The organism is Methylobrevis pamukkalensis, from assembly GCF_001720135.1.
Lineage (GTDB): Bacteria > Pseudomonadota > Alphaproteobacteria > Rhizobiales > Pleomorphomonadaceae > Methylobrevis > Methylobrevis pamukkalensis.
The window spans coordinates 1-19,072 of sequence record NZ_MCRJ01000035.1; the positions used below are offsets into that span (position 1 = coordinate 1).

The window sequence follows — 19,072 nt, forward strand, 5'->3', positions numbered from 1 at the left end:
GCTTTGGCTTCGACCCAGACGGGATAGAGGTCGCCGAGCGGCGCCATCCCATAGGGGCCGCGGACAGTTCCCTCGCCGGACGCATTCGGGATGCCCGCGTCTTCGAGAAAGCGCAGGTCTCCGAAGCGGCCCACGCTCGGTTCGGCGAGTCCGTCGTCGCGGGCGAAGGCGTCGGGATCGTCGCCAGAGGCGAATTTGGAGGTTCCCTTACTGACAGGCGGCGTCCAGAAGCGTGGCCGGTCCGCCGGCCAATGCGCACGCAGCCGGGCGCGGATCCCCTCGTCGTTGATCTTCAGGCGCATGTAGGCCAAGCAGAACAGGCCCATCGACGGCCATTCGTCTTCGAAGACGTCCGATCTGTGGGAGTAGTAGGAGACGCGTCTCACCAGGTTTGGCGGGCCATTCCTCCGAAATTCGTCGAAGTCGTCTGCCGTCGCCGCCTCGATCGTCGCCTTGTGGAAGACGAGTTCCGACAGCGGGTTGGTGTAGGCGTCGCGCGAGGCGTAGGCGGTGCCCCAGGCGAGCGTGTCGGCGTCGTCGTAGACGACCAGCAGCGGCATGAAATCGGCCGTCACCTTCCCATTGGCATTGGTCTGGCCGCGGCAGGCGTCGGGCACGCGGACAACGAGGCCCTTGCCGTCGGTCATCCGCCGGCCGTAGACCGTCGGCGTCAGCCCCACCTCGCGGCTGCTGCTGCCGTCCTTGTAGCCCTCGATCCGGGTGCGGCAGGCGGCGACGATGTCGAAGTCCTGCCGCGCGCCCTTGTAGTCCACCGCCACCTTCAGCCGGTAGTGATAGCCGCGGTCGACCACCACGCCTCTGGAAAAGCTCCAGCTGCCGGTGAGAAGCTGGCCCATCTCCGTGCCCAGCAGGACGACGGCGGCGATTCCCGCGGCGGTCAGCCACCCGATCCAGCGCCCCAAACCCGTCATCGTTCCGGCCCCTCCCCCGCAGCCCCGGCATGCGGATGACACGACGATAAGGCCGGAGGTTGTAACGGGAGGTTGATGGGCCCCTCGGATCGCGGCCCCGTGCCGGAGTCCAAGCTTGACCCCGGACGCCTCGACGTTCCAGTGATGCCCGGCGGAAATCGGTCACGCCACAGGTTGGGGTCGCGCGCGGCGGGACTTTCCTGCACTCTGCCATGGGCTCCGCTCCGGCCCTGCCCCTGACGACAGACCGCCCCCACGAGGACAAGACCGCATGGACTTCATGACCCTTCTCAGGTCGGCGGAAATGCTGCTCTACGAGATGGTGTCGTGGCTGGCCTTCTATCCGATCACGCTCTGGCGCTGCCTCACGCGGCCGCTCGCGATGATCGTCTATGCCGAGAAGGAGCTCACCCTCCCGGTCGAGGAGCAGTTTTCCGACGCGCTCAGCCCGCCGATCTTCCTGTTTCTCACCGTGCTGCTCGCCACGCTGGCGCAAAGTGCCGTTCCCCACCACACGGTGGCCTATCAGGGCCTGTTGTCGGATTCGCGCAACCTGCTGATCTTCCGCGCCGTGATCTTCAGCCTGTTTCCGCTGCTGCTGGGGATCCAGCATGTCCGGCTCTCCGGCCTGCCGCTGACCCGCCGGACGCTGCGGCCGATGTTCTATGCCCAGAGCTACGTGACGGTGCCCTTCGTGCTGGCGGTCGATCTGGCGCTGCTGATGATCGGCACGTCCTCGGTCCCGGCCATTCTTGCCGGGCTCGGCGTGTTTCTCCTCGGCATCGGCTGGTATTTCGCGGTGCTGATGCGCAGCTTCATGATCCACCGCGGCGTGACGATTGGCCGGGCGATCGCGCAGACGGTGCTTGCCATGGTGCTCGGCAGCATCGGCTTCACGCTGGCCATCATGATGACGCTCGTGACCGGCGCGGCCATCACCGAGCCCTGAGCTGCCGGCCGCGAACCGGGCCGGCGCGTCAGCCCGGGCCGACGGGCATGTGGCCCAGCGCGAAGATCGCAAGGAAGCCGGCCCAGTCGTTCAGCACATGCGCCCCGGCCGAAACCCACAGGTTGCGCGTCACGATGTAGGCAAGCGTGAGGATCACGCGCGCCGAGCCGATGACCAGCAGCGCCTGTGCGAAATTCCAGTCGTAGGTGGGCAGATGCGCCGCGCCGAAGATCAGGCTGGAGACGGCGAGGCCGATCATGATGCCGGTGATCCGCGACAGCCTCAGCTTGCTCACGCAGAGCCACAGCACGGCGAGAAACGGCAGGATGCCCAGCAGTTCCTCGCCCACCAGCTGCGGCAGGGTGGGCAGCAGCAGCATCGCCAGTTCGCCCGCCGTCAGCGCGCCCATCGTCCCGGACAGCGGGTTCGCCGCCATCGGCGACACCTGCAGCAGGACGAGGGCCACCGCGAGCGAGCTTGCCAGCGTGGCGATGGCAAACAGGATCATCAGGCCGATGTCCGTCAGCCGCACCCGCCGGAACAGCGCCAGCCAGTGCGGCCCCGTCACCCGCCGCAGGGCAGCCAGCGGGATCGAGAGAAACAGCAGCGCGGGGAGGAAGCTCCAGGGAAAGGGGCCGCGCGGCAGGAGCGTGAGGGCCGCGAAGGCCAGCGCCAGGGAGGCCAGCAGGATCAGCCAGCCCCGACCGTTCACCGCATCGGGCGTCGCTCCGCAATAGGGAAAATCGGGCCCGCTGTCCGCCATGGTGGCTCGCTCCGCGGCTTCTGGCGGCGCCATCGCCGCCCCCGCGATGTCAGGGTGCCACATTTTTCGGGGCGGTCAGGGATTGGCGGTTCGGGATCGGGTCTGCACCCGCCGCCGCAAGTCGGGCTTGCCGATGCGCGCCGCACGGACTGCCAAAAGACGCTGACGGGTCCGTCGGCAGGCGGGCTTCCCGAAAGGCCGCCTTACAGGTTGGTGATCTTGATGATCGCCGGCGACATGATGACGGCGAACAGCACCGGCAGGAAGAACAGGATCATCGGCACGGTGAGCTTGGGCGGCAGGGCCGCGGCCTTCTTTTCGGCCTCGTTCATGCGCATGTCGCGGTTTTCCTGGGCCATGGTGCGCAGGGTGCTGCCGAGCGGCGTGCCGTAACGCTCCGACTGGATCAGCGACAGGCAGACCGCCTTGACGCCTTCCAGACCCGTGCGGCTGGCGAGATTCTCGTAGGCGCTCTTGCGGTCGGGCAGGAAGGACAGCTCGGCGGTGGTCAGGCTCAGCTCCTCGGCGAGCTCGATCGACTGCAGGCCGATCTCCTCGGCGACCTTGCGGAAGGCCTGCTCGATCGACATGCCCGATTCCACGCAGATCAGCAGCAGGTCGAGCGCATCGGGAAAGGCGCGCTTGATGGAGAGCTGGCGCTTGGAGACCTTGCTGGAGAGGAACATCACCGGCGCGTAGAAGCCGGCATAGGCACCCAGCAGGGCGAACACCAGCTTGATCACCACCGGGCGGTCGAGGTCGAAGACGACGAACAGCAGCAGCATGGCGAGGGAGAAGGTCACGAAGGGCAGGACGAAGCGCGCGAACAGCAGGATGGTCAGCGGCGCCTCGCCGCGATAGCCCGCCATGCGCAGCTTCTCGACCGTGCTGTCGTCCGCCAGCGCCTTCTTCAGGCTGAGCTTGGTGACGAGGTCGCTCATGTATTTCTTCGGCTCGTTGCGCCGCATGCCGCGCTGCTTGGTCTCGGACTGGAGACGCGCGCGCTCGCGCTGGCGGATGCGCTCGCGCTCCACCGAGACGGCCTTCATCCGGCCGTTCAGCTTGTCGGAATAGAGCAGCGGGATCGCCAGGGTCAGCACGGTCGCGAAGATCGCGATGCCGATGCTGACCGACATGAGGAACACCGGATCGCGGACGGTGGCGACGAGACTTTCCATGACTGCAGCCCTCCGCGGCTCAGATGTCGAAGTTGATCATGTTGCGCATCACCATGATGCCCATGAACATCCACAGGGCCGAGCAGCCGATCACCACCTGGCCGGCCGGATCGGTCCACAGGATGCGGATGTAATCGGGGCTGGTGAGATAGACGAGCAGCGCGACGATGATCGGCAGCGAGCCGATGATGCTGGCGGAGGCCTTCGCCTCCATGCTCATGGCCTGGATCTTGGCCTTCATCTTCTTGCGCTCGCGCAGCACCCGGGCGAGGTTGCCGAGAGCTTCCGACAGGTTGCCGCCGGCCTTGGCCTGGATGGCGATCACGATGGCGAAGAAGTTGGCCTCGGGAAGCGGCATGCGCTCGTAGAGCCGACCGACCGCCTGGTCGACGGTGACGCCCATGCTCATGGTCTCCACCACGTGGCGGAATTCGCTGCGCACCGGCTCGTTGGCGTCCACCGAGATCATGCGCAGGCAGTCGTTGAGCGGCAGGCCGGCCTTGACGCCGCGCACGATCACCTCGACCGCATTGGGCAGCTCGTTGATGAAGGCGTTCTGGCGCCGCTTGCGCATGTAGTTGACGAAGAAGCGCGGCAGGCCGAGGCCGCCGACGAAGGCGATGCCGGCCACAGCCAGCAGCGGGGCGCCGAGCAGCAGCGAGATGATCGCCGTGACCACGGCCATCACCACGCTCATCATGATGAACTGCGGCATGCGCATCTTCAGGCCGGCCTGCTGCAGGCGCAGCGACATCGGCGGATTGCGACCCTTGCTTGCCTTGTGGCGCTGCTTGGTCTCGATCTCCTTCAGCGTCGCCTGGACATTCTTGCGCCGGGCCACGCCGTCGAGCCGGGCCGTGGCGGCCGAGGGATCGTGGCGCGCGACCGGCGCCGCCACCTTGTCGAGGCGCTTCTCGGTCTGCGCGGCAGCGGTGATCCGCCGGTAGAAGGCGGCATAGACCAGCGACACCACCGACAGCACGACGAGGCCGACGAAGGCGATGACCGTGATATTGAACCCGAAGAACATTCGTCCGCCTCCTCCCCCGCGCCCCGTGCGAGGCCACGGCGGGTCCGCCCCGTTTCAGTCCAGTGCCGCGACGCCCGGTTCAGGGGCTGCGGCGCGACGCGGCGCCCGGCGTGCCGGACGAGCGCGTCCTCATCCGAACGACCCTTCCGCGCGGTCGGCAGCGTCCAGCGCCGCGGCGAGCCGCTTGTCCTCGCCGTAGTAGCGGGCGCGATCCCAGAACTTCGGACGGCCGATGCCGGTCGAGCGGTGATGACCGATGATCTTGCCGTGCTCGTCCTCGCCGACCATGTCGTAGAGGAAGATGTCCTGGGTCACGATCACGTCGCCTTCCATGCCCATCACCTCGGTGATGTGGGTGATGCGGCGCGAGCCGTCGCGCAGGCGCGCGGCCTGCACGATCACGTCGACCGAGGAGACGACCATTTCGCGGATCGTCTTGGAGGGCAGCGAGTAGCCGCCCATGGTGATCATCGATTCCAGACGCGACAGGGCCTCGCGCGGCGAGTTGGCGTGCAGCGTGCCCATCGAGCCGTCGTGACCGGTGTTCATCGCCTGCAGGAGGTCGAAGGCCTCCGGTCCGCGCACTTCGCCGACGATGATCCGCTCGGGACGCATGCGCAGGCAGTTCTTGACGAGGTCGCGCATCGTCACCTGGCCTTCGCCCTCGAGGTTGGGCGGGCGGGTTTCGAGGCGCACCACATGCGGCTGCTGGAGCTGAAGCTCCGCGGCGTCCTCGCAGGTGATGATGCGCTCGTCCGCCTCGATGAAGGCGGTGAGGCAGTTGAGCAGCGTGGTCTTGCCCGAGCCGGTACCACCGGACACGAGGACGTTGCAGCGCGACTTGCCGATCACCTCCAGCACGGTCGCGCCTTCCGGCGAGATCGAGCCGAATTTCACGAGCTGGCCGAGGGTCAGCTTGTCCTTCTTGAACTTGCGGATCGTGAGCGCGGCGCCGTCGATCGCCAGCGGCGGGGCGATCACGTTGACGCGGCTGCCGTCGGCGAGGCGCGCGTCGCAGATCGGCGAGGCCTCGTCGACCCGGCGGCCGACCTGGCTGACGATGCGCTGGCAGATGTTCATCAGCTGCAGGTTGTCGCGGAAGCGGACGTTGGTCTTCTGCACCTTGCCGGCGACTTCGATGAAGGTCGTGCCGGCGCCGTTGACCATGATGTCGGAGATGTCGTCGCGGGCCAGCAGCGGCTCCAGCGGACCATAGCCGAGCACGTCGTTGCAGATGTCGTCGAGCAGTTCCTCCTGCTCGGCGATCGACATCACCACCGCCTTCAGGGCGATGATGTCGTTGATGATGTCGCGGATCTCCTCGCGCGCCGACTCCGTGTCGAGCTTGGCGAGCTGGCTGAGGTCGATGGTGTCGATCAGGGCCGAGAAGATCGAGGTCTTGGTCTCGTAGTAGCCCTCCGACTTGCGGCGCTCGGTCGCCATCGGCGGCGGAGGCGGCGGCGGCGCTTCGGCTCGGGGGCAGAGGGACGCGTGTCCCGGGGCGCGGCTTTCACCGACGCGTCGGGACGGGTGCCCCCGGACGGGGACGGAGTCACGACCTTCGCGAAGTCGACCGGACCCGAATTGCCGCGCTTGCCGAACATGTCGCGTTCTCCCTGTTGCGGATCAGCCGCTCTTGCGGCGGCCGGCGGTCAGCTTGGCCAGCAGCGGCGCGAGCCCGGCCCGGCGCGGCCTGCGCAGCTCGGCCCGGCCGACGATGACGCGGGCGATGTCGTTGAAGATGTCGACCGTCGGGCTCTTCGGGCTGGCCTCCGCGATCATCTGGCCGTTGTTGGCAGCCGTGCCGAACATCTGCGCGTCGAACGGGATGACGGCCATCGGCGTCAGGCCGAGCGCCTTCTGGAAGTCGTCCGGCTTGATCTCCGGCCGCTTCGGCAGGCCGACCTGGTTGAGCACGAGGCGCGGCTGCTGGTCGTTGGGACGCAGCACCTTCAGCTGGTCGAAGATGTTCTTGACGTTGCGCAGGCTGGCGAGATCCGGCGCGGCGGTCACCACCACCTCGTCCACGCTGGCCAGCGTGCGGCGGGCCCAGGCGGTCCAGACATGGGGCATGTCCAGCACCACGGCCGGAACGCCGACCCGCACCACGTCGATGAGGCCGGTGAAGGCCTCTTCCTCGAAGTCGTAGGTCCGCTCCAGCGTCGCCGGCGCAGCCAGCAGGCTCAGGTTGTCCGAGCACTTGGACAGGATGCGGTCGAGGAACACGTCGTCGATGCGCTCGGGCGAGAACACCGCATCGGCGATGCCCTGGGTCGGGTCCTGGTTGAAGTCGAGGCCGGCGGTGCCCCAGGCCAGATCGAGATCGGCGATGACGACATCGGACTCGGAGGCGCGCGACAGCGCGAAGCCGACATTGTGGGCGACCGTGGACGAGCCGGCGCCGCCCTTGGCGCCGACGAAGGCGATCGTGCGGCCCACGGGCTCGGCTTCGGGATCGAAGTAGATCTCGGTGATCGTGCGGATCACGTCGTACATGTCGAAGGGCGTGACCATGTATTCGCTGATGCCGCGGCGCAGCAGTTCGCGGTAGAGGATCACGTCGTTGACATGGCCGAGCACCACGACCTTCGAGCCCGGATCGCAGACGCCGGACAGGCCGTCGAGCGCGACCAGCGCGTCGTCGCGGCTGTCGCGGGATTCCACGAACAGGAGATTGGGCGTCGGGGCGCTCGAGTAGAATTCGGTCGCCGCCCCGATGCCGCCCATGTGGATCTTCACATGGGCCCGGGCGAGCCGGCGATCGGACGCCACCGTCTCGAGCAGGGCGGCGATTTCCGGGCTCTCGACGAAAGCCTGGATGGAAATGCGGGGCACGGGACGCAGATCCGCGTGCGGGGATGCGGCGCCGTGGCTGTCGTCCGCGAAACGGCCCATGTCATACGAAGTCGCCATGATCAGTTCCCCACGTCGGACGACCGACCGTCGGCATCGTCGCCATATTCGGTCGCCGTCTTCTCGCCCGCGATCCACTTGCGCAGGACCACCGCCCGCCGGTCGACCGACACCGGGGTCGTCGCCCGCGGACCGATCAGATCCTCGGGATTGGCGACCATCGCGGCGAGGTTGGACTGCGAGGCGCAGCCGAACTCGTCATCGCTGTCGTTGTTGAAACCGCGGTAGGCATTGTCCTTCCACATGCCGCAGGGATGCGGCACGCCGGCCTTGATCTGGGTGAAGCTCAGGCGGATCGGCGCCGAGACGTTCGGATCCTGGACCCGGTAGGCCTGCGTCACGATGTTGCCCGACGACAGGCCGGTGCCCGTCGCCGTCTTGCGGATCGAGCCGGCGAGATAGTTGGCGGCGGCCTCGTTGCCGGAGCCCGACGGCACCATGATCACCAGCGGGCCGGTGCCGCGATCGCGTGCTTCGGAGGCGAAGGCCATCACCGCGTCGCGGCTGCGGCCGTCGAGGCCGGCGGTTCCGCGGCCGACCGGGATGTCGAGCGTCTGCTCGGCATCCTGCAGCACGATCGGATGGCGCTTGCGGTAGTCATCCGTCTCCACCGAGCCGGTGGTGAGGTCGGTCTTCACCGCGCAGCCGCCGAGGGCCGCCGCAACGGCGAGGATCGCGATGCCCCCGGCCCGGACAGGGCCTCCGGCAGCGGGCCGGCGAGGGCGAAAGGCCATGACTGAACGTTTCATCTCGCTGTCTCCTAGCCGGCGGCTCATTCGAACATGTAGCCGACATTGCCCTGGTACCGCCCCGCAGGAGCATTGCCCGAGGTGCTGTAGATCCGGTTGAGCTGGTTGAGGAAGATCGACTGCGCGTCGTTCGGGGACGCGAAATTCTGGTCCGGACGGGTCAGCGACGAGGTCGCGACCGGGTCGACGAGATAGGGGCTGACGAAGATCGCCAGTTCCGTCTGGTTGCGCTCGTATTCGCGGCTCTTGAACAGCGAGCCGAGCACCGGCAGGTCCATCAGGCCCGGGATGCCGCTCAGCTGCTGGCGGACGTTGTCCTTGATGAGGCCGGCCATCACCAGCGAGCCGCCGGACGGCAGTTCGACGGTCGATTCCGCGCGGCGAACCGACAGCGCCTGCAGGGTCAGGCCGCTGAGCTGCACCGCGCCCTCGTTGGAGAGTTCGCTGACCTCGGTCTTGACGCGCAGGCTGATGCGGCCGGGCGTCAGGACGACCGGGGTGAAGGCGAGGCTGATGCCGAACTGCTTCCATTCGACGGTGATCGTGTCCTCGTCGCGCGAGACGGGGATCGGGAATTCGCCGCCGACGAGGAAGTTGGCGGATTCGCCGGAAGTCGCGGTCAGGGTCGGCTCGGCCAGGGTGCGGACCACGCCCTGCTGGTTGAGCGCCTGGATCACGGTCGAGAGGCTGGTGCCGCCGTCGGGCGAGCCGATGGCCCAGTTGTTGACGCCGTTGATGCGCTGCAGCGTCACCAGGGTGCTGTCGAGCACGGATTCGGTGTTGATGCCGAGGTTCTTGATGATGTCGCGCTGCACTTCGGCGACGACGACCTTGAGGTGGACCTGGTCGGTCTCGGCGACGGAGACCATGTTGACCACCTTGGTGGCGTCGCCGATGTATTTCTCGGCGATCTCGGCGATCTTGCCGGCCTCGGCGGGCGTGCTGACCGAGCCCGACAGCACCACGCTGTCGTTGACCGTCTCGACGCGGACCTTGGAGCCGGGCACCAGCTTGCCGATCATTGCCGCCAGCGTGCCGGTGTCGCGGGACACCGCGATCTCGAACTGGGCGAACTGCTCGTTGCCGGCGCCGAACAGGATGACGTTGGTCTCGCCGACCGAATTGCCGATCAGGTAGATCTTGCGCTTGGTGCGGACCACCGCGTCGCGATCGCCGGATTGGAGATCAGCACGTCGACGATGTCCTCGGGGACGTCGATGACCATCGACTTGTTGAGGCCGAGGTTGAGCAGGCGGCCCGCGAGTTCGTCGGCGGCAGCAATGCGCATGTAGGCGGCGTCGGCGGCGTGGACGACCGGCGTGGAGAGGGCGAGCGTCGCCACCGTCATCACCGCGACCAGCAGCGTCTTGAGTCTGGACTTCATTGGAAAGGCTCCCTCACAGGAACGAGACGGGCCGCGACCGCGCCGAAGGTGGCGCCGTCACATGCCGCTGCCTCACTGGGCGGCGGTGACGCGGGATTGGATGCCGAACTTGACGACGTTGACACCGGTCTGGATCTTCTCGTCCTCGGCGGATTTGACCGAGTCGACGATCGAGCGCAGGACCAGGGAAATGCTGCCCATCTGCTGGGCCTGGATCATCAGCTGGGACTGCTCGGGGGAGAGCTCCAGCGTGGCGGTGTCCTGGGCGACGACCGACTTCTTGTCCTCCGGATCGTCGACCTTCTGATCGATGGCGAGCACCCGGACGTTGCTGAGGATGGTCTCGCTGACCGCCGTGGCCGGCGCGCCCTCGCTTCCGCCGTTCTGCATGGTGAGCACGACGTCGACATGATCGTTGGGAAGAATGAAGCCGCCGGCCGTGGAGGCGGCGTTGACCTTCACCGCGACGGCGCGCATGCCCTTCGGCAGCACCGCCGAGAGGAAGCCGCGGTCGGATCGCACGAGACGTGCCTCGCGCACCGGCTCGCCGGCGAGCAGCTGGGAGCGGGCGATCATGCCGGAAATCTCGGTCAGGCCCTCGGGGCGCTGGGCGCGGACCACGTAGCCTTCGCCGAGACCGTCCTTCGGCCAGTTGCGCCACTGGAGATTGCCGGCGCCGACGGTGCCGCCCATCGGGATGTCGCTGGAGACGACCAGCACCTCCTCGGACGGGATGACGGCCTGGACGGGTGCCGCGCTGTCGGCGTCGCCGCGACCGGTCATGTTCATGGCCAGCATCGCTGCCGCGACCGCGGCGCCGAGGGCGACGACCAGGATGACCACTTGGATGGGGCGCATACTCGTGTCCTTGCGATGAACTGTGTGCAGGATCTGCGATATGGCCCGATTAGACAGTGAAGCTCTGAATTTATGGTTAACAGTGGCTTGGGAAGATCAGTAAACGAAACGTTAATACATGGCGACGCTCGTGCTTTCCTTCGCGAACGGTGCAGGCCAGCGGCTCCGCCCGGCGCACGGCGGCTCGAACAGCAGGGCGAGGCGGGGAGCCGTCACCGGCCCGCTGCGGGCCGACCATCGGCTGCCCGGCCACGCACAACTCACCCACGGGCCCGCGGACTCCGTGCCCGTGCCCGTGACGGTGCTTGTGACGGGCGCGCCGGATCAGGCGCCGGCGAACCAAGCGGTCTGCGGAAAGGCGACGAGGGCGCCGGCCGCGAGCGCGACACCATAGGGAATGCCGGTGGTCGGTGCGTGCAGGCGGGCGACCCATTCCTCGCGGGCGGCGAAGGCCGGGAGGGGCAGCCGGCGGAACGAGATGAAGGCAAGGCTGAGCGCGCCGCCGAACAGCGCGGCATAGAGCCCGAAGGCGAGGGCGCAGGACGGCCCCATCCACAGCACCGCGGCGGCCGCAAGCTTGGCGTCGCCGCCGCCGATCCAGCCCATGGCGAACATGCCGAAGGTCGCGCCCAGCACGGCGAAGGCGAGACCGAGGCTCAGCGCGATCTCGGCCCAGCCGAAGCCGGCGAGCGGCGCCAGCACAAGGAAGCCTGCGAGAAGGGCCAGCGAGATCTTGTTGGAAATCGTCATCGTCACGAGGTCAGACGCCGCCGCAAAGGCCATCAGCGCCGGAAAGAACAGAACAGCCGCCTGGGAAACCATGTCCGACATCCTTCGGAAATTGACGCGGAATGCGGGGCGGCCCGGGACCGCGGACTGCACCGCTCCTGCCCTTCACCCTGCCCTGCCTCCGGCAAACAAACCGTGAAGCGCGGCCGGCGGGACATGCGCCGCAAAAGAAAAGGCGGCCCGGGTGACGGGCCGCCTCGAAGGAACCGGCCGCATGTCGCGGCCATCGGCGTCGGGCGATCCGTCGGATCGCCGCCGCCGGAACGTATCAGCCGGTCTCGAGCTGGTCGGAGACGGCGTTGAACGTGGCGCTGATGTTGTCGCCGAGCAGCGAAGCAGCGGCGATGATCGTGACGGCGATCAGCGAAGCGATCAGGCCGTATTCGATGGCGGTGGCGCCGGACTCATTCTTGACGAAACGGGCAACGAGGTTCTTCATGATTGCTTTCCCTACTTTCTGGATGTGGCAGCACTTGTTTGTCGATCAGGTTTTTGTTCGATCGATCTGACAAGGGCCAATGTAGTCGGGACATCTTTCTACGAAGTTAAACCGGCCGCAGACTCGCGCCTGTTCTCTGAGAACCTCGCATATGGTGAACATTCGCTCTACAGGGCCTTGGTCGTTTACTTGTCGTTCATGGTAAATGCCACGTAAACACTTTCAGCGAAGATCGGTCGCGCCTCTGCCGCTGCCCCGACATCCGCGCCCGCGAAGATCCGCGCGGCCCGGCCGCCGCCTCACCTCCCCCCGCGCCAACCGGGATCGTCTGCGCGCATCGGGCGCGCCGATGCCCGCAAGCAAGAGGGAATGCATGGATGCGGCGCGCCGGACGGCGGCGGCCCGTGGCCCGCACCATCTTCGGTGTCATTGGCAGTTTGTTTACCAAACCCGGGCATCGTCTTGGCACAACGCTCTTCCGTGAGGCTGCCATGTCCAAATTCTCGACGCGTCTGGGCCTTGCCGGCCTTGCTCTTCTTGCCATGTCGCTCGCAGCGGGCGCCACCGAGGCCGTCAGCGTCCGCATCGACCAGGCGAAGGTGATGCGGATCGACTCGCCGGCATCCACGGTGATCATCGGCAACCCGAGCATCGCCGACGCCGTGATGCAGGACACCCAGACCCTGGTGATCACCGGCCGCGGCTATGGCACCACCAACTTCATCGTGCTCGATGCCGACGGCAACGCCATCGCCGACGCGCAGGTCAACGTGCAGGGTGCCAACCAGGACATCGTGACGATCTTCCGTCAGGGCGTCGGCGGCCGGTCCACCTATTCCTGCGTCGACGTCTGCGAACCGGCGACCCAGGTCGGCGACGCGACCGACACCTTCTTCAATCCGATCCTGGCCCAGCAGCGCCAGCGCAACACCACGGCGGCCAATCGCGGCGTCGAGTAACGTCCGGGCAAGGGCGGGGCCCGGCCGCGTCCTTTCCGCTTCCTATACGTTTCCTCAATCAGTTTAGCCAAATATTCGTCAAGGCGTTCCGTTCCACGTTGCCCGCAGGCCACGGCGCCGACACGGCCCCGGCCCGCGAGCCTTCTCGCAGCCGGCATCACGCGGGACGGATCTATGACCGACCATCGGTTCGAGGCCACGGCGATGACGACTGCCCCCCGGATGAAGGCCCACACGCACGCGAAGACAGGCGGCTTCCGGCTGCTCGGCCGCTTCCGTCGCGACCGGACGGGTGCTGCGGCGATCGAGTTCGCCATCGTCGCCGTGCCCTTCCTCGTGCTCCTGTTCGCCATCATCGAGACCTCGGTCATCCATTTCGCCTCGGGCATTCTCGACACGGCGACCTCGACCGCCGCCCGCGACATCCGCACCGGCCGGGCCAAGCAGGACAACTGGACCACCAGCAGTTTCAAGCAGGAGGTCTGCAACGGTCTGTCGGGCATGTTCGACTGCGAGGGGCGGCTCTACGTCGACGTGAAGAGCTATTCGGGCTTTGCCGCCGCCGATCTCTCGTCACCACTGAACGACGACCGCGAACTGGACGATGACGATTTCGGCTACACCTCCGGCGACCGCGGCGAGATCATCGTCGTGCGGACCTTCTACCGCTGGCCGGTGATCTTCGACTTCTTCTCGCTTTCGCTGGCCGACATGGCCAACGGCGACCGGCTCCTCGGCTCCGTCGTCACCTTCCGCAACGAGCCCTTCCCATGGTGAGACCGCCGATGCCCGCCCCCCGCCCGGCCGGCTCCGGCGCCGCGCGCCGCATGCCCGCTCCGCAGGCCTTCGCCGCTTCATCAGCGACCGGGGCGGCGTCTCGGCCGTCGAATTCGCCCTGATCCTGCCCGTGATGATCCTCCTCTACATGGGCAGCGTCGAGATCACCAGCGCGCTCACCGTCGACCGCAAGGTCAACAGCGTCGCAACCACGGTGACGGATCTCGTCGCCCAGTATTCATCGCTCGATGCCGCGACCATGACGAACATCCTCGATGCGTCCTCGGCGATCATCAGCCCGTTCGACGCGGACGAGCTCGAGATCCTGATCGCGACGTGGAGATCTCCGGCAGCAACCAGAGGGTCGTCTGGAGCGTCGCCCGCAACGACAGTGCCCTCACCAAGGGCGCGGCCTCCCCTGCCCCGATCCCCGACGAGGTCGCGATCGACGGCCGGCAGGTGATCGTCACCCGGGTCCGCTACCGCTACGAATCCCCGCTCAGCAGTTTCATGAGCGCGGTCACCGGCTCGGACGGCTACGATCTTGAGCATGTCTTCATGCAGCATCCCCGGATCGGCACCGCGGTGAACTACCAATGACGGACGCGGCCGCCTTCCGGCCCTCGGGTCGTCGGCCATGACGGCCGCAGGCGGCAAACGCACGCCTCTCCTGCGCGCCGTCAGCGCCACGCTGTTCGTCTCGATCCTCGTCTTCGCCGCGACCCTCGCCGTCTGCGCGGGCCTGGTGATGGCCGCCGAACGGACCTGGCTTGCCGAGGAGACGACCCGCCTGCGCGAGAGCAGCATCGCCCTGCTGCGCTCGGCGATCGATCCGCGCTACCAGACCAAGTCCGAGGAAGTCTCCCGAGTCGGCAGCCGTCTCGTCGTCATCGACGCGCTCAAGGGCGCCTCGATCTTCGACGAGACCGGCACGGTGCTGGAGAGTTTCGGCGAGCGGCCGCACACGACCTTTGCCGCCCTGCGCCATGGCGTGGTTCCCGCGCCGGAAAGCCCCGAAGAGGCACGCGCCGAATTCCACATCGCGCCCGTCGTGACGGAGACGCCCTTTCATCTTCTGCTGCGGGTCGACACGACCCCGATGCGCACCATCGTGGCCCGGAATGTCGCGCGCCTGCGCCTTGCGGCCCTCGTCATCAGCCTCGTCGCTGCCGCGGTTGCCGCGATGGTGGTGCAGCGGCGCATCGCCCGGCCGGCGCGCCGGATCGCCGCGGTGCTGGCCGCCGCGATCGAGCATCCGGAGGCCGCAGACCGCCAGCTCTGCGCCATGGCGCGGTCCGACGAGATCGGCCGGATGGCGCGCAACATCGACAGTTTTCTGACCCAGATCGCCGCCGCCTGGCGCACGCGGGTGATGGTGGCCGACGCGCTGCTGAGCAACGCGCCGACCGGCCTCGTCCAGGTGTCCGCGGGCGGCGCCCTGCTGTCGGCCAATCCGGCCGCCGAACGGCTGCTGGCCCTGCGCTACGGCGACGACGGCCTGCCGCTGCCGACCAACCTGCGCATGGTCGACAGCGGCGAGCGGATGACGCTCACCCAGTGCGCCGGCGCGCTGCGCGAGGGCTCGCGTCTCGTAGAGGCGCTGGAGTCGCGCGTGCCGACCTTCATGCTCGCCGATGCCGTGAAGGCGGGGTCGGAAGAGGCCGGCCAGTCGACGGTCATCCTCCTGACCGACGTCACCAGCCTGCAGCGCAGCGGCCAGGAGAGCGCCGAGCGCGCGGGCCTTGCCGAGCGCGAGATCCGCGAGCGGGCCCGGCGCCAGCTCGAACTGAAGCTGATGCTCGAAAGCTGCCTCGCGCTGCTGGCGCCGTCGCCGTCCGGCCCCGACGAGCATATCGACCCGCTGCCGCTTGCGGTGAACTGGATCCGGGACGCGCAGGCCGCCGGCCTCGTCGGCGAGGCCGACGTGTCGCTGGAGGGGCCGATCGTCAGCGGGGCTGCCGCCGACGTCGAGGCCATCGTCCGCCTTGGCCTGCTGAGCGTGTTCGCCCGCGCCGGTTCGACGCCGGTGCGCCTTGTCGTGGAGGGCAAGGGCATCAACTTCGAGACCGCCGGCTACACCTTCCGCGCCTATCCCCCCGCCGCGGCCCAGGCCCATGACGACGGCTCGGCCAGCGCAGCCGACTGGCAACTGGCGCTGGCGGCCCTGCGCACTGCGGTCAAGCGCGTGCGCGGCCAGGTGTCGGAGTTTGCCTCCACCGAGGACGAGACTTCGGTCCGCGTCATCCTGCGCGGCGCCACCGAACGCGTCCATACCGGCCTCGCCAGTTCGCGCCAGAGCTGACGAGGGGCCGGCTTCGACCGGATGGCCCCAGAACGGCACCGGTCCCCGCCGGTGGCGGCGCCGCCCGGCGGCGGAAGAAACCCCTTCTTGGAACACCCTGACAAAGGAAAAGGCGGCCACCGGAAATGCCCGGTCGGCCGCCTTTTCCCTTTGTCTCATCTCGGGATCCCGACGGTGGCCCTCGCTGTCGGGGCTCGCCTGCGCGATCAGAGGTCGCCGTCTCGTCCCGTCACTGCTCCATCACGAGGCGGCCGTCGCCGATCTCGAAGCGGGCGAGCTTGCCGAGAAAGCTCATGCCGAGCAGATTGCCGCCGAGCGCCCTGTCGGGCAGCACCATCGCGTCGACGCCGCGCAGTTCGATGCCCTTCAGTTCGATCCGGTCGAGCTTCACACGTGCGGCGTGGATCACCCCGTTGGCGGTACTCACGGCAGCGTTGTAGTCGGAGGGAGCGAGAAAGAAGCCGAGGCGGCGGGCGTCGCTCTCGCGCAGGGCAACGAGCGTCGCGCCGGTGTCCACCATCATCGACACCGACGTGCCGTTGACGGTCGGCTCGACGAGATAATGGCCGTCGCGACCGCCGGGCACCTCGACGCGGCCGGAGCGGCCGGCTGCGCCATCGCTCATGGTTGCGACCGACGCCGACGGCATCGACGCCTGATCGAGCCAGGGCACCGCAACCCCGACGCAGGCCATCAGCAACATGGCCATGAAGATCATCCGTGCCATTACCCGTCTCCCGCAGTGGTCTTGCCTTTCGACAAGACTGGGCCGCGGGCCATGAACACGGTGTGAACATCCGCGGTTGGGAGCCCCTTGCGACGGGGGTTTCGCCGCGAAGGGTTGACGGGGTGCTGACGCGGTCGCTGCAAATCGCGAGATCTCCCGGATGCAGCCGGGACCCGGCGGCTATTTCGTGCCGTACATCCGGTCGCCGGCATCGCCGAGGCCGGGCACGATATAGCCCTTCTCGTTGAGCTGGCGGTCGATCGCCGCGGTGTAGATCGGGACGTCCGGATGCTCGCCGCGGAACCGCTCGACGCCCTCGGGGGCGGCGAGCAGGCAGACGAAGCGAAGCTCTTTCGCGCCGCGCTCCTTCAGCCGCTCCACGGCGGCGACGGCCGAGTTGGCGGTCGCCAGCATCGGGTCGACGACGATCGTCAGGCGGTCGGCGATGTCGTCCGGCGCCTTGAAATAGTATTCGACGGCCGTCAGCGTCTTCGGGTCGCGGTAGAGGCCGACATGGGCGACGCGGGCGGAGGGGACGAGGTCGAGCATGCCTTCGAGCAGGCCGTTGCCGGCGCGCAGCACCGAGGCGAACACCAGCTTCTTGCCGGTCAGCATCGGCGCCTGCATCGTTTCCAGCGGCGTCTCGATCTCGGTGAGCGAGAGCTCCAGATCGCGGGTCACCTCGTAGCAGAGCAGCGTCGCGATCTCGCGCAGCAGCTGGCGGAAACCTGCGGTCGAGGTTTCCTTGTCGCGCATGATGGTCAGCTTGTGCTGCACCAGCGGATGATCGATCACCGTCACGCCGTCCATGGAATCCCCTCGTGCCCCTCTCGTCCCCGACGAGACTAAATCACTGTTCCGACGATTAGAACACCGTTCCGTCGCTGATCACCGAAATCGGCGGGCCGCCGCCGGCGCGCTTTTCCTTCGCGATCTTCCGCCCGGCCGCCCAGGTGCCGCCTTCGAGCACCCTCGCGAGCGGCAGGGTCTCGGCCGTCTCGCCGAGCTTGACCCGGATCGCGTCGGCAATCCGGTCGAGGAGCGCGACGGTGAGTGCGCGCCATTCCACGACGAGCTTTGAGGACACCTCCTGCGGCGTGTCCGCCTCGGCAGGGTCCTTCAGCACCAGCACGCCGGCGTCCACCAGGAAGCCGCCGTTGCGGTATTCGGCAAGGCCGGTGAGGCCGTCGACGTCGGTGACGGTGATGCCGGCCCATTCCAGCGGCTCGATCAGCGAGTAGCTGAGCCACTGCGACAGCTTGTGGATCGGCACGAGGCCGGTGGTCGCGTCCTCGGTGACGAGCGCGGGATGGCGCCAGCAGTCGCCGAGATCGACGCCGTCCTCAATGATGCGCCCCGGCCAGATCGGCCCGAGGGCGGCGAGCACCGCCTTGAGGATCTCCGGCGCCGGCAGCACGCCGTCCGTGGCCTTGTCCTTCAGATGGTCGAACAGGCCGCCCGGTCGCGGATCGTCGGCAAGGGCGAACACCTCCGGATTGGCGGCCACCACCCGGCCGAGCCGGTTGACGAGGCCGGCGCGGCCCTCGAGGCCGACCATCGGGTTGCCGGGTCCGACCTGGAAGCCCTCGGCGATCTCGTCCGCGCCAAGGGCGGCGAGCGCGGCGGCATCGGCCCGGAACGGGTCGGCCGGCACGTTGGAGAACATCCCCGAGACGAACATCGCGAGGCTCGCCACCGCCAGCCCCTCGGAGCGGGCAAAGGTCTCGCCGGTCGCGGCCTCGACATAGGACCAGTCGGCGCCGGCGCCGGCGTCGAGCAGCACCGACAGGATCGCCAGATCGAAGGCCGCGCGGGCCCCCTCCTCCATGGTCTCGAACTCGCGGGCCATGCAGATCAGGCCCCAGCGGTCGATGCCCCCCGCCTCGAAATGCCGCCAGCGGGCGTGGAAGGGCACGTCGAGGTCGGGGTAATTGTCGCGGATCACCGCGATCACATAGTCGGCCGCCGCGTCGAGGCGGGCGAGATCGACGTCGAAATGATCGAGCCGGCCGTCGAGGGCAAGCGCCAGCATGGCATGGGCCCGGTCACGGACGGCGGCGGCGGAGAGGAGATCGGCGGGGGTCATGCGAAGTTCCGGTGGGTTCGGAGGCGGCGGAGTAAGAGGAGAGGCCGCAGACCCCTCTCCCTGTCCCTCCCCCACAAGGGGGGGAGGGGACGCCGGATTGAAGCGGCTTTCATGAAAGGAGCTCCCGTTACGGCGCAAGGCCGGCTGCCTCGGGAGATCTCACATTCATCGTCTCCTCCCCCCTTGTGGGGGAGGAACAAGGAGGGGGGTGAGCCCGGAAACGGGCGCGCCCGGATA

The 19,072-nt window shown here is 67.8% G+C and carries 20 protein-coding genes; 5 read left to right on the forward strand and 15 right to left on the reverse strand.

Annotated features, from left to right (window positions below; genetic code table 11):
• A partial coding sequence (locus A6302_RS07740; protein ID WP_141703494.1) for a hypothetical protein occupies nucleotides 1–932 on the reverse strand: 932 nt, incomplete at its 3' end.
• Nucleotides 933–1,203: 271 nt separating this feature from the next.
• Between A6302_RS07740 and A6302_RS07745 the strand changes: the two genes are divergently transcribed.
• Nucleotides 1,204–1,881, forward strand: coding sequence for an MFS transporter permease (locus tag A6302_RS07745; RefSeq protein WP_069306562.1), 678 nt, complete (start codon nucleotides 1,204–1,206; stop codon nucleotides 1,879–1,881).
• Between the two features lie 28 nt (nucleotides 1,882–1,909).
• On the opposite strand, the gene A6302_RS07750 is transcribed toward A6302_RS07745, so the two are convergent.
• The 11 genes from A6302_RS07750 to A6302_RS21190 form a co-directional block, all read right to left on the reverse strand.
• Nucleotides 1,910–2,644, reverse strand: coding sequence for a CPBP family intramembrane glutamic endopeptidase (locus A6302_RS07750; protein ID WP_069306563.1), 735 nt, complete (start codon nucleotides 2,642–2,644; stop codon nucleotides 1,910–1,912).
• A 203-nt stretch (nucleotides 2,645–2,847) separates the two neighbouring features.
• Nucleotides 2,848–3,822 carry a type II secretion system F family protein gene (locus A6302_RS07755; RefSeq protein ID WP_069306564.1) on the reverse strand — a complete coding sequence of 325 codons (975 nt, stop codon included), beginning with the start codon at nucleotides 3,820–3,822 and terminating at the stop codon, nucleotides 2,848–2,850.
• Between the two features lie 19 nt (nucleotides 3,823–3,841).
• On the reverse strand, nucleotides 3,842–4,852 hold the full coding sequence (locus tag A6302_RS07760) for a type II secretion system F family protein (RefSeq protein ID WP_069306565.1): 1,011 nt from the start codon (nucleotides 4,850–4,852) through the stop codon (nucleotides 3,842–3,844).
• A 129-nt stretch (nucleotides 4,853–4,981) separates the two neighbouring features.
• The gene (locus A6302_RS07765; protein ID WP_069306566.1) at nucleotides 4,982–6,295 is read right to left on the reverse strand and encodes a TadA family conjugal transfer-associated ATPase; all 1,314 of its coding nucleotides are present in this window, start codon (nucleotides 6,293–6,295) and stop codon (nucleotides 4,982–4,984) included.
• Nucleotides 6,296–6,478: 183 nt separating this feature from the next.
• Nucleotides 6,479–7,765 (reverse strand): CpaE/TadZ family protein, encoded by a 1,287-nt coding sequence (locus tag A6302_RS07770; protein WP_069306567.1) that lies wholly within the window; start codon nucleotides 7,763–7,765, stop codon nucleotides 6,479–6,481.
• A gap of 2 nt (nucleotides 7,766–7,767) precedes the next feature.
• Nucleotides 7,768–8,514: a CpaD family pilus assembly protein gene (locus A6302_RS07775; RefSeq protein ID WP_069306568.1), complete on the reverse strand. Its 747-nt coding sequence runs from the start codon at nucleotides 8,512–8,514 to the stop codon at nucleotides 7,768–7,770.
• A gap of 23 nt (nucleotides 8,515–8,537) precedes the next feature.
• Nucleotides 8,538–9,674, reverse strand: coding sequence for a type II and III secretion system protein family protein (locus tag A6302_RS07780; protein WP_141703496.1), 1,137 nt, complete (start codon nucleotides 9,672–9,674; stop codon nucleotides 8,538–8,540).
• Nucleotides 9,644–9,898, reverse strand: coding sequence for an Ig-like domain-containing protein (locus A6302_RS22050; protein ID WP_141703498.1), 255 nt, complete (start codon nucleotides 9,896–9,898; stop codon nucleotides 9,644–9,646). Before A6302_RS22050 ends, A6302_RS07780 begins: the two co-directional genes overlap by 31 nt.
• Before the next feature lie 72 nt (nucleotides 9,899–9,970).
• Complete coding sequence (gene cpaB / locus A6302_RS07785; protein ID WP_069306569.1) at nucleotides 9,971–10,756, reverse strand: Flp pilus assembly protein CpaB; 786 nt, start codon at nucleotides 10,754–10,756, stop codon at nucleotides 9,971–9,973.
• A 324-nt stretch (nucleotides 10,757–11,080) separates the two neighbouring features.
• Nucleotides 11,081–11,578, reverse strand: coding sequence for an A24 family peptidase (locus tag A6302_RS07790; protein WP_069306570.1), 498 nt, complete (start codon nucleotides 11,576–11,578; stop codon nucleotides 11,081–11,083).
• Between the two features lie 235 nt (nucleotides 11,579–11,813).
• The gene (locus tag A6302_RS21190) at nucleotides 11,814–11,984 is read right to left on the reverse strand and encodes a Flp family type IVb pilin (RefSeq protein ID WP_083255608.1); all 171 of its coding nucleotides are present in this window, start codon (nucleotides 11,982–11,984) and stop codon (nucleotides 11,814–11,816) included.
• Nucleotides 11,985–12,388: 404 nt separating this feature from the next.
• On the opposite strand from A6302_RS21190, the gene A6302_RS07795 reads away from it, so the two are divergent.
• From A6302_RS07795 to A6302_RS07810, 4 genes are all read left to right on the forward strand, one after another.
• On the forward strand, nucleotides 12,389–12,943 hold the full coding sequence (locus A6302_RS07795) for a pilus assembly protein N-terminal domain-containing protein (RefSeq protein ID WP_169833532.1): 555 nt from the start codon (nucleotides 12,389–12,391) through the stop codon (nucleotides 12,941–12,943).
• Between the two features lie 174 nt (nucleotides 12,944–13,117).
• Nucleotides 13,118–13,720 carry a TadE/TadG family type IV pilus assembly protein gene (locus A6302_RS07800; RefSeq protein WP_083255610.1) on the forward strand — a complete coding sequence of 201 codons (603 nt, stop codon included), beginning with the start codon at nucleotides 13,118–13,120 and terminating at the stop codon, nucleotides 13,718–13,720.
• 336 nt (nucleotides 13,721–14,056) lie between these two features.
• The gene (locus tag A6302_RS24320) at nucleotides 14,057–14,320 is read left to right on the forward strand and encodes a hypothetical protein (protein WP_069306572.1); all 264 of its coding nucleotides are present in this window, start codon (nucleotides 14,057–14,059) and stop codon (nucleotides 14,318–14,320) included.
• A gap of 37 nt (nucleotides 14,321–14,357) precedes the next feature.
• Nucleotides 14,358–16,022 (forward strand): hypothetical protein, encoded by a 1,665-nt coding sequence (locus A6302_RS07810; protein WP_069306573.1) that lies wholly within the window; start codon nucleotides 14,358–14,360, stop codon nucleotides 16,020–16,022.
• 229 nt (nucleotides 16,023–16,251) lie between these two features.
• Here A6302_RS07810 and A6302_RS07815 read toward each other — a convergent pair whose 3' ends face one another.
• The 3 genes from A6302_RS07815 to A6302_RS07825 form a co-directional block, all read right to left on the reverse strand.
• Nucleotides 16,252–16,749 carry a retropepsin-like aspartic protease family protein gene (locus A6302_RS07815; protein ID WP_083255612.1) on the reverse strand — a complete coding sequence of 166 codons (498 nt, stop codon included), beginning with the start codon at nucleotides 16,747–16,749 and terminating at the stop codon, nucleotides 16,252–16,254.
• Nucleotides 16,750–16,929: 180 nt separating this feature from the next.
• Nucleotides 16,930–17,559 carry a uracil phosphoribosyltransferase gene (upp, locus tag A6302_RS07820; protein ID WP_069306574.1) on the reverse strand — a complete coding sequence of 210 codons (630 nt, stop codon included), beginning with the start codon at nucleotides 17,557–17,559 and terminating at the stop codon, nucleotides 16,930–16,932.
• Nucleotides 17,560–17,614: 55 nt separating this feature from the next.
• A complete protein-coding gene (locus tag A6302_RS07825; protein ID WP_069306575.1) occupies nucleotides 17,615–18,835 on the reverse strand; it encodes a URC4/urg3 family protein in 1,221 nt (406 codons plus the stop codon).
• Nucleotides 18,836–19,072 lie beyond the last annotated feature (237 nt).

Bases quoted from the DNA above. Each gene is read 5' to 3' on its own strand.
- A6302_RS07760 (WP_069306565.1), bottom strand. From the start codon at position 4,852: ATGTTCTTCGGGTTCAATATCACGGTCATCGCCTTCGTCGGCCTCGTC.
- A6302_RS07750 (WP_069306563.1), bottom strand. From the start codon at position 2,644: ATGGCGGACAGCGGGCCCGATTTTCCCTATTGCGGAGCGACGCCCGAT.
- A6302_RS07815 (WP_083255612.1), bottom strand. From the start codon at position 16,749: ATGGCACGGATGATCTTCATGGCCATGTTGCTGATGGCCTGCGTCGGG.
- A6302_RS22050 (WP_141703498.1), bottom strand. From the start codon at position 9,898: ATGAAGTCCAGACTCAAGACGCTGCTGGTCGCGGTGATGACGGTGGCG.
- A6302_RS07790 (WP_069306570.1), bottom strand. From the start codon at position 11,578: ATGGTTTCCCAGGCGGCTGTTCTGTTCTTTCCGGCGCTGATGGCCTTT.
- A6302_RS07770 (WP_069306567.1), bottom strand. From the start codon at position 7,765: ATGGCGACTTCGTATGACATGGGCCGTTTCGCGGACGACAGCCACGGC.
- A6302_RS07745 (WP_069306562.1), top strand. From the start codon at position 1,204: ATGGACTTCATGACCCTTCTCAGGTCGGCGGAAATGCTGCTCTACGAG.
- cpaB (WP_069306569.1), bottom strand. From the start codon at position 10,756: ATGCGCCCCATCCAAGTGGTCATCCTGGTCGTCGCCCTCGGCGCCGCG.
- A6302_RS07810 (WP_069306573.1), top strand. From the start codon at position 14,358: ATGACGGCCGCAGGCGGCAAACGCACGCCTCTCCTGCGCGCCGTCAGC.
- A6302_RS07755 (WP_069306564.1), bottom strand. From the start codon at position 3,822: ATGGAAAGTCTCGTCGCCACCGTCCGCGATCCGGTGTTCCTCATGTCG.
- A6302_RS07765 (WP_069306566.1), bottom strand. From the start codon at position 6,295: ATGGCGACCGAGCGCCGCAAGTCGGAGGGCTACTACGAGACCAAGACC.
- A6302_RS07800 (WP_083255610.1), top strand. From the start codon at position 13,118: ATGACCGACCATCGGTTCGAGGCCACGGCGATGACGACTGCCCCCCGG.
- upp (WP_069306574.1), bottom strand. From the start codon at position 17,559: ATGGACGGCGTGACGGTGATCGATCATCCGCTGGTGCAGCACAAGCTG.
- A6302_RS21190 (WP_083255608.1), bottom strand. From the start codon at position 11,984: ATGAAGAACCTCGTTGCCCGTTTCGTCAAGAATGAGTCCGGCGCCACC.
- A6302_RS07825 (WP_069306575.1), bottom strand. From the start codon at position 18,835: ATGACCCCCGCCGATCTCCTCTCCGCCGCCGCCGTCCGTGACCGGGCC.
- A6302_RS07775 (WP_069306568.1), bottom strand. From the start codon at position 8,514: ATGAAACGTTCAGTCATGGCCTTTCGCCCTCGCCGGCCCGCTGCCGGA.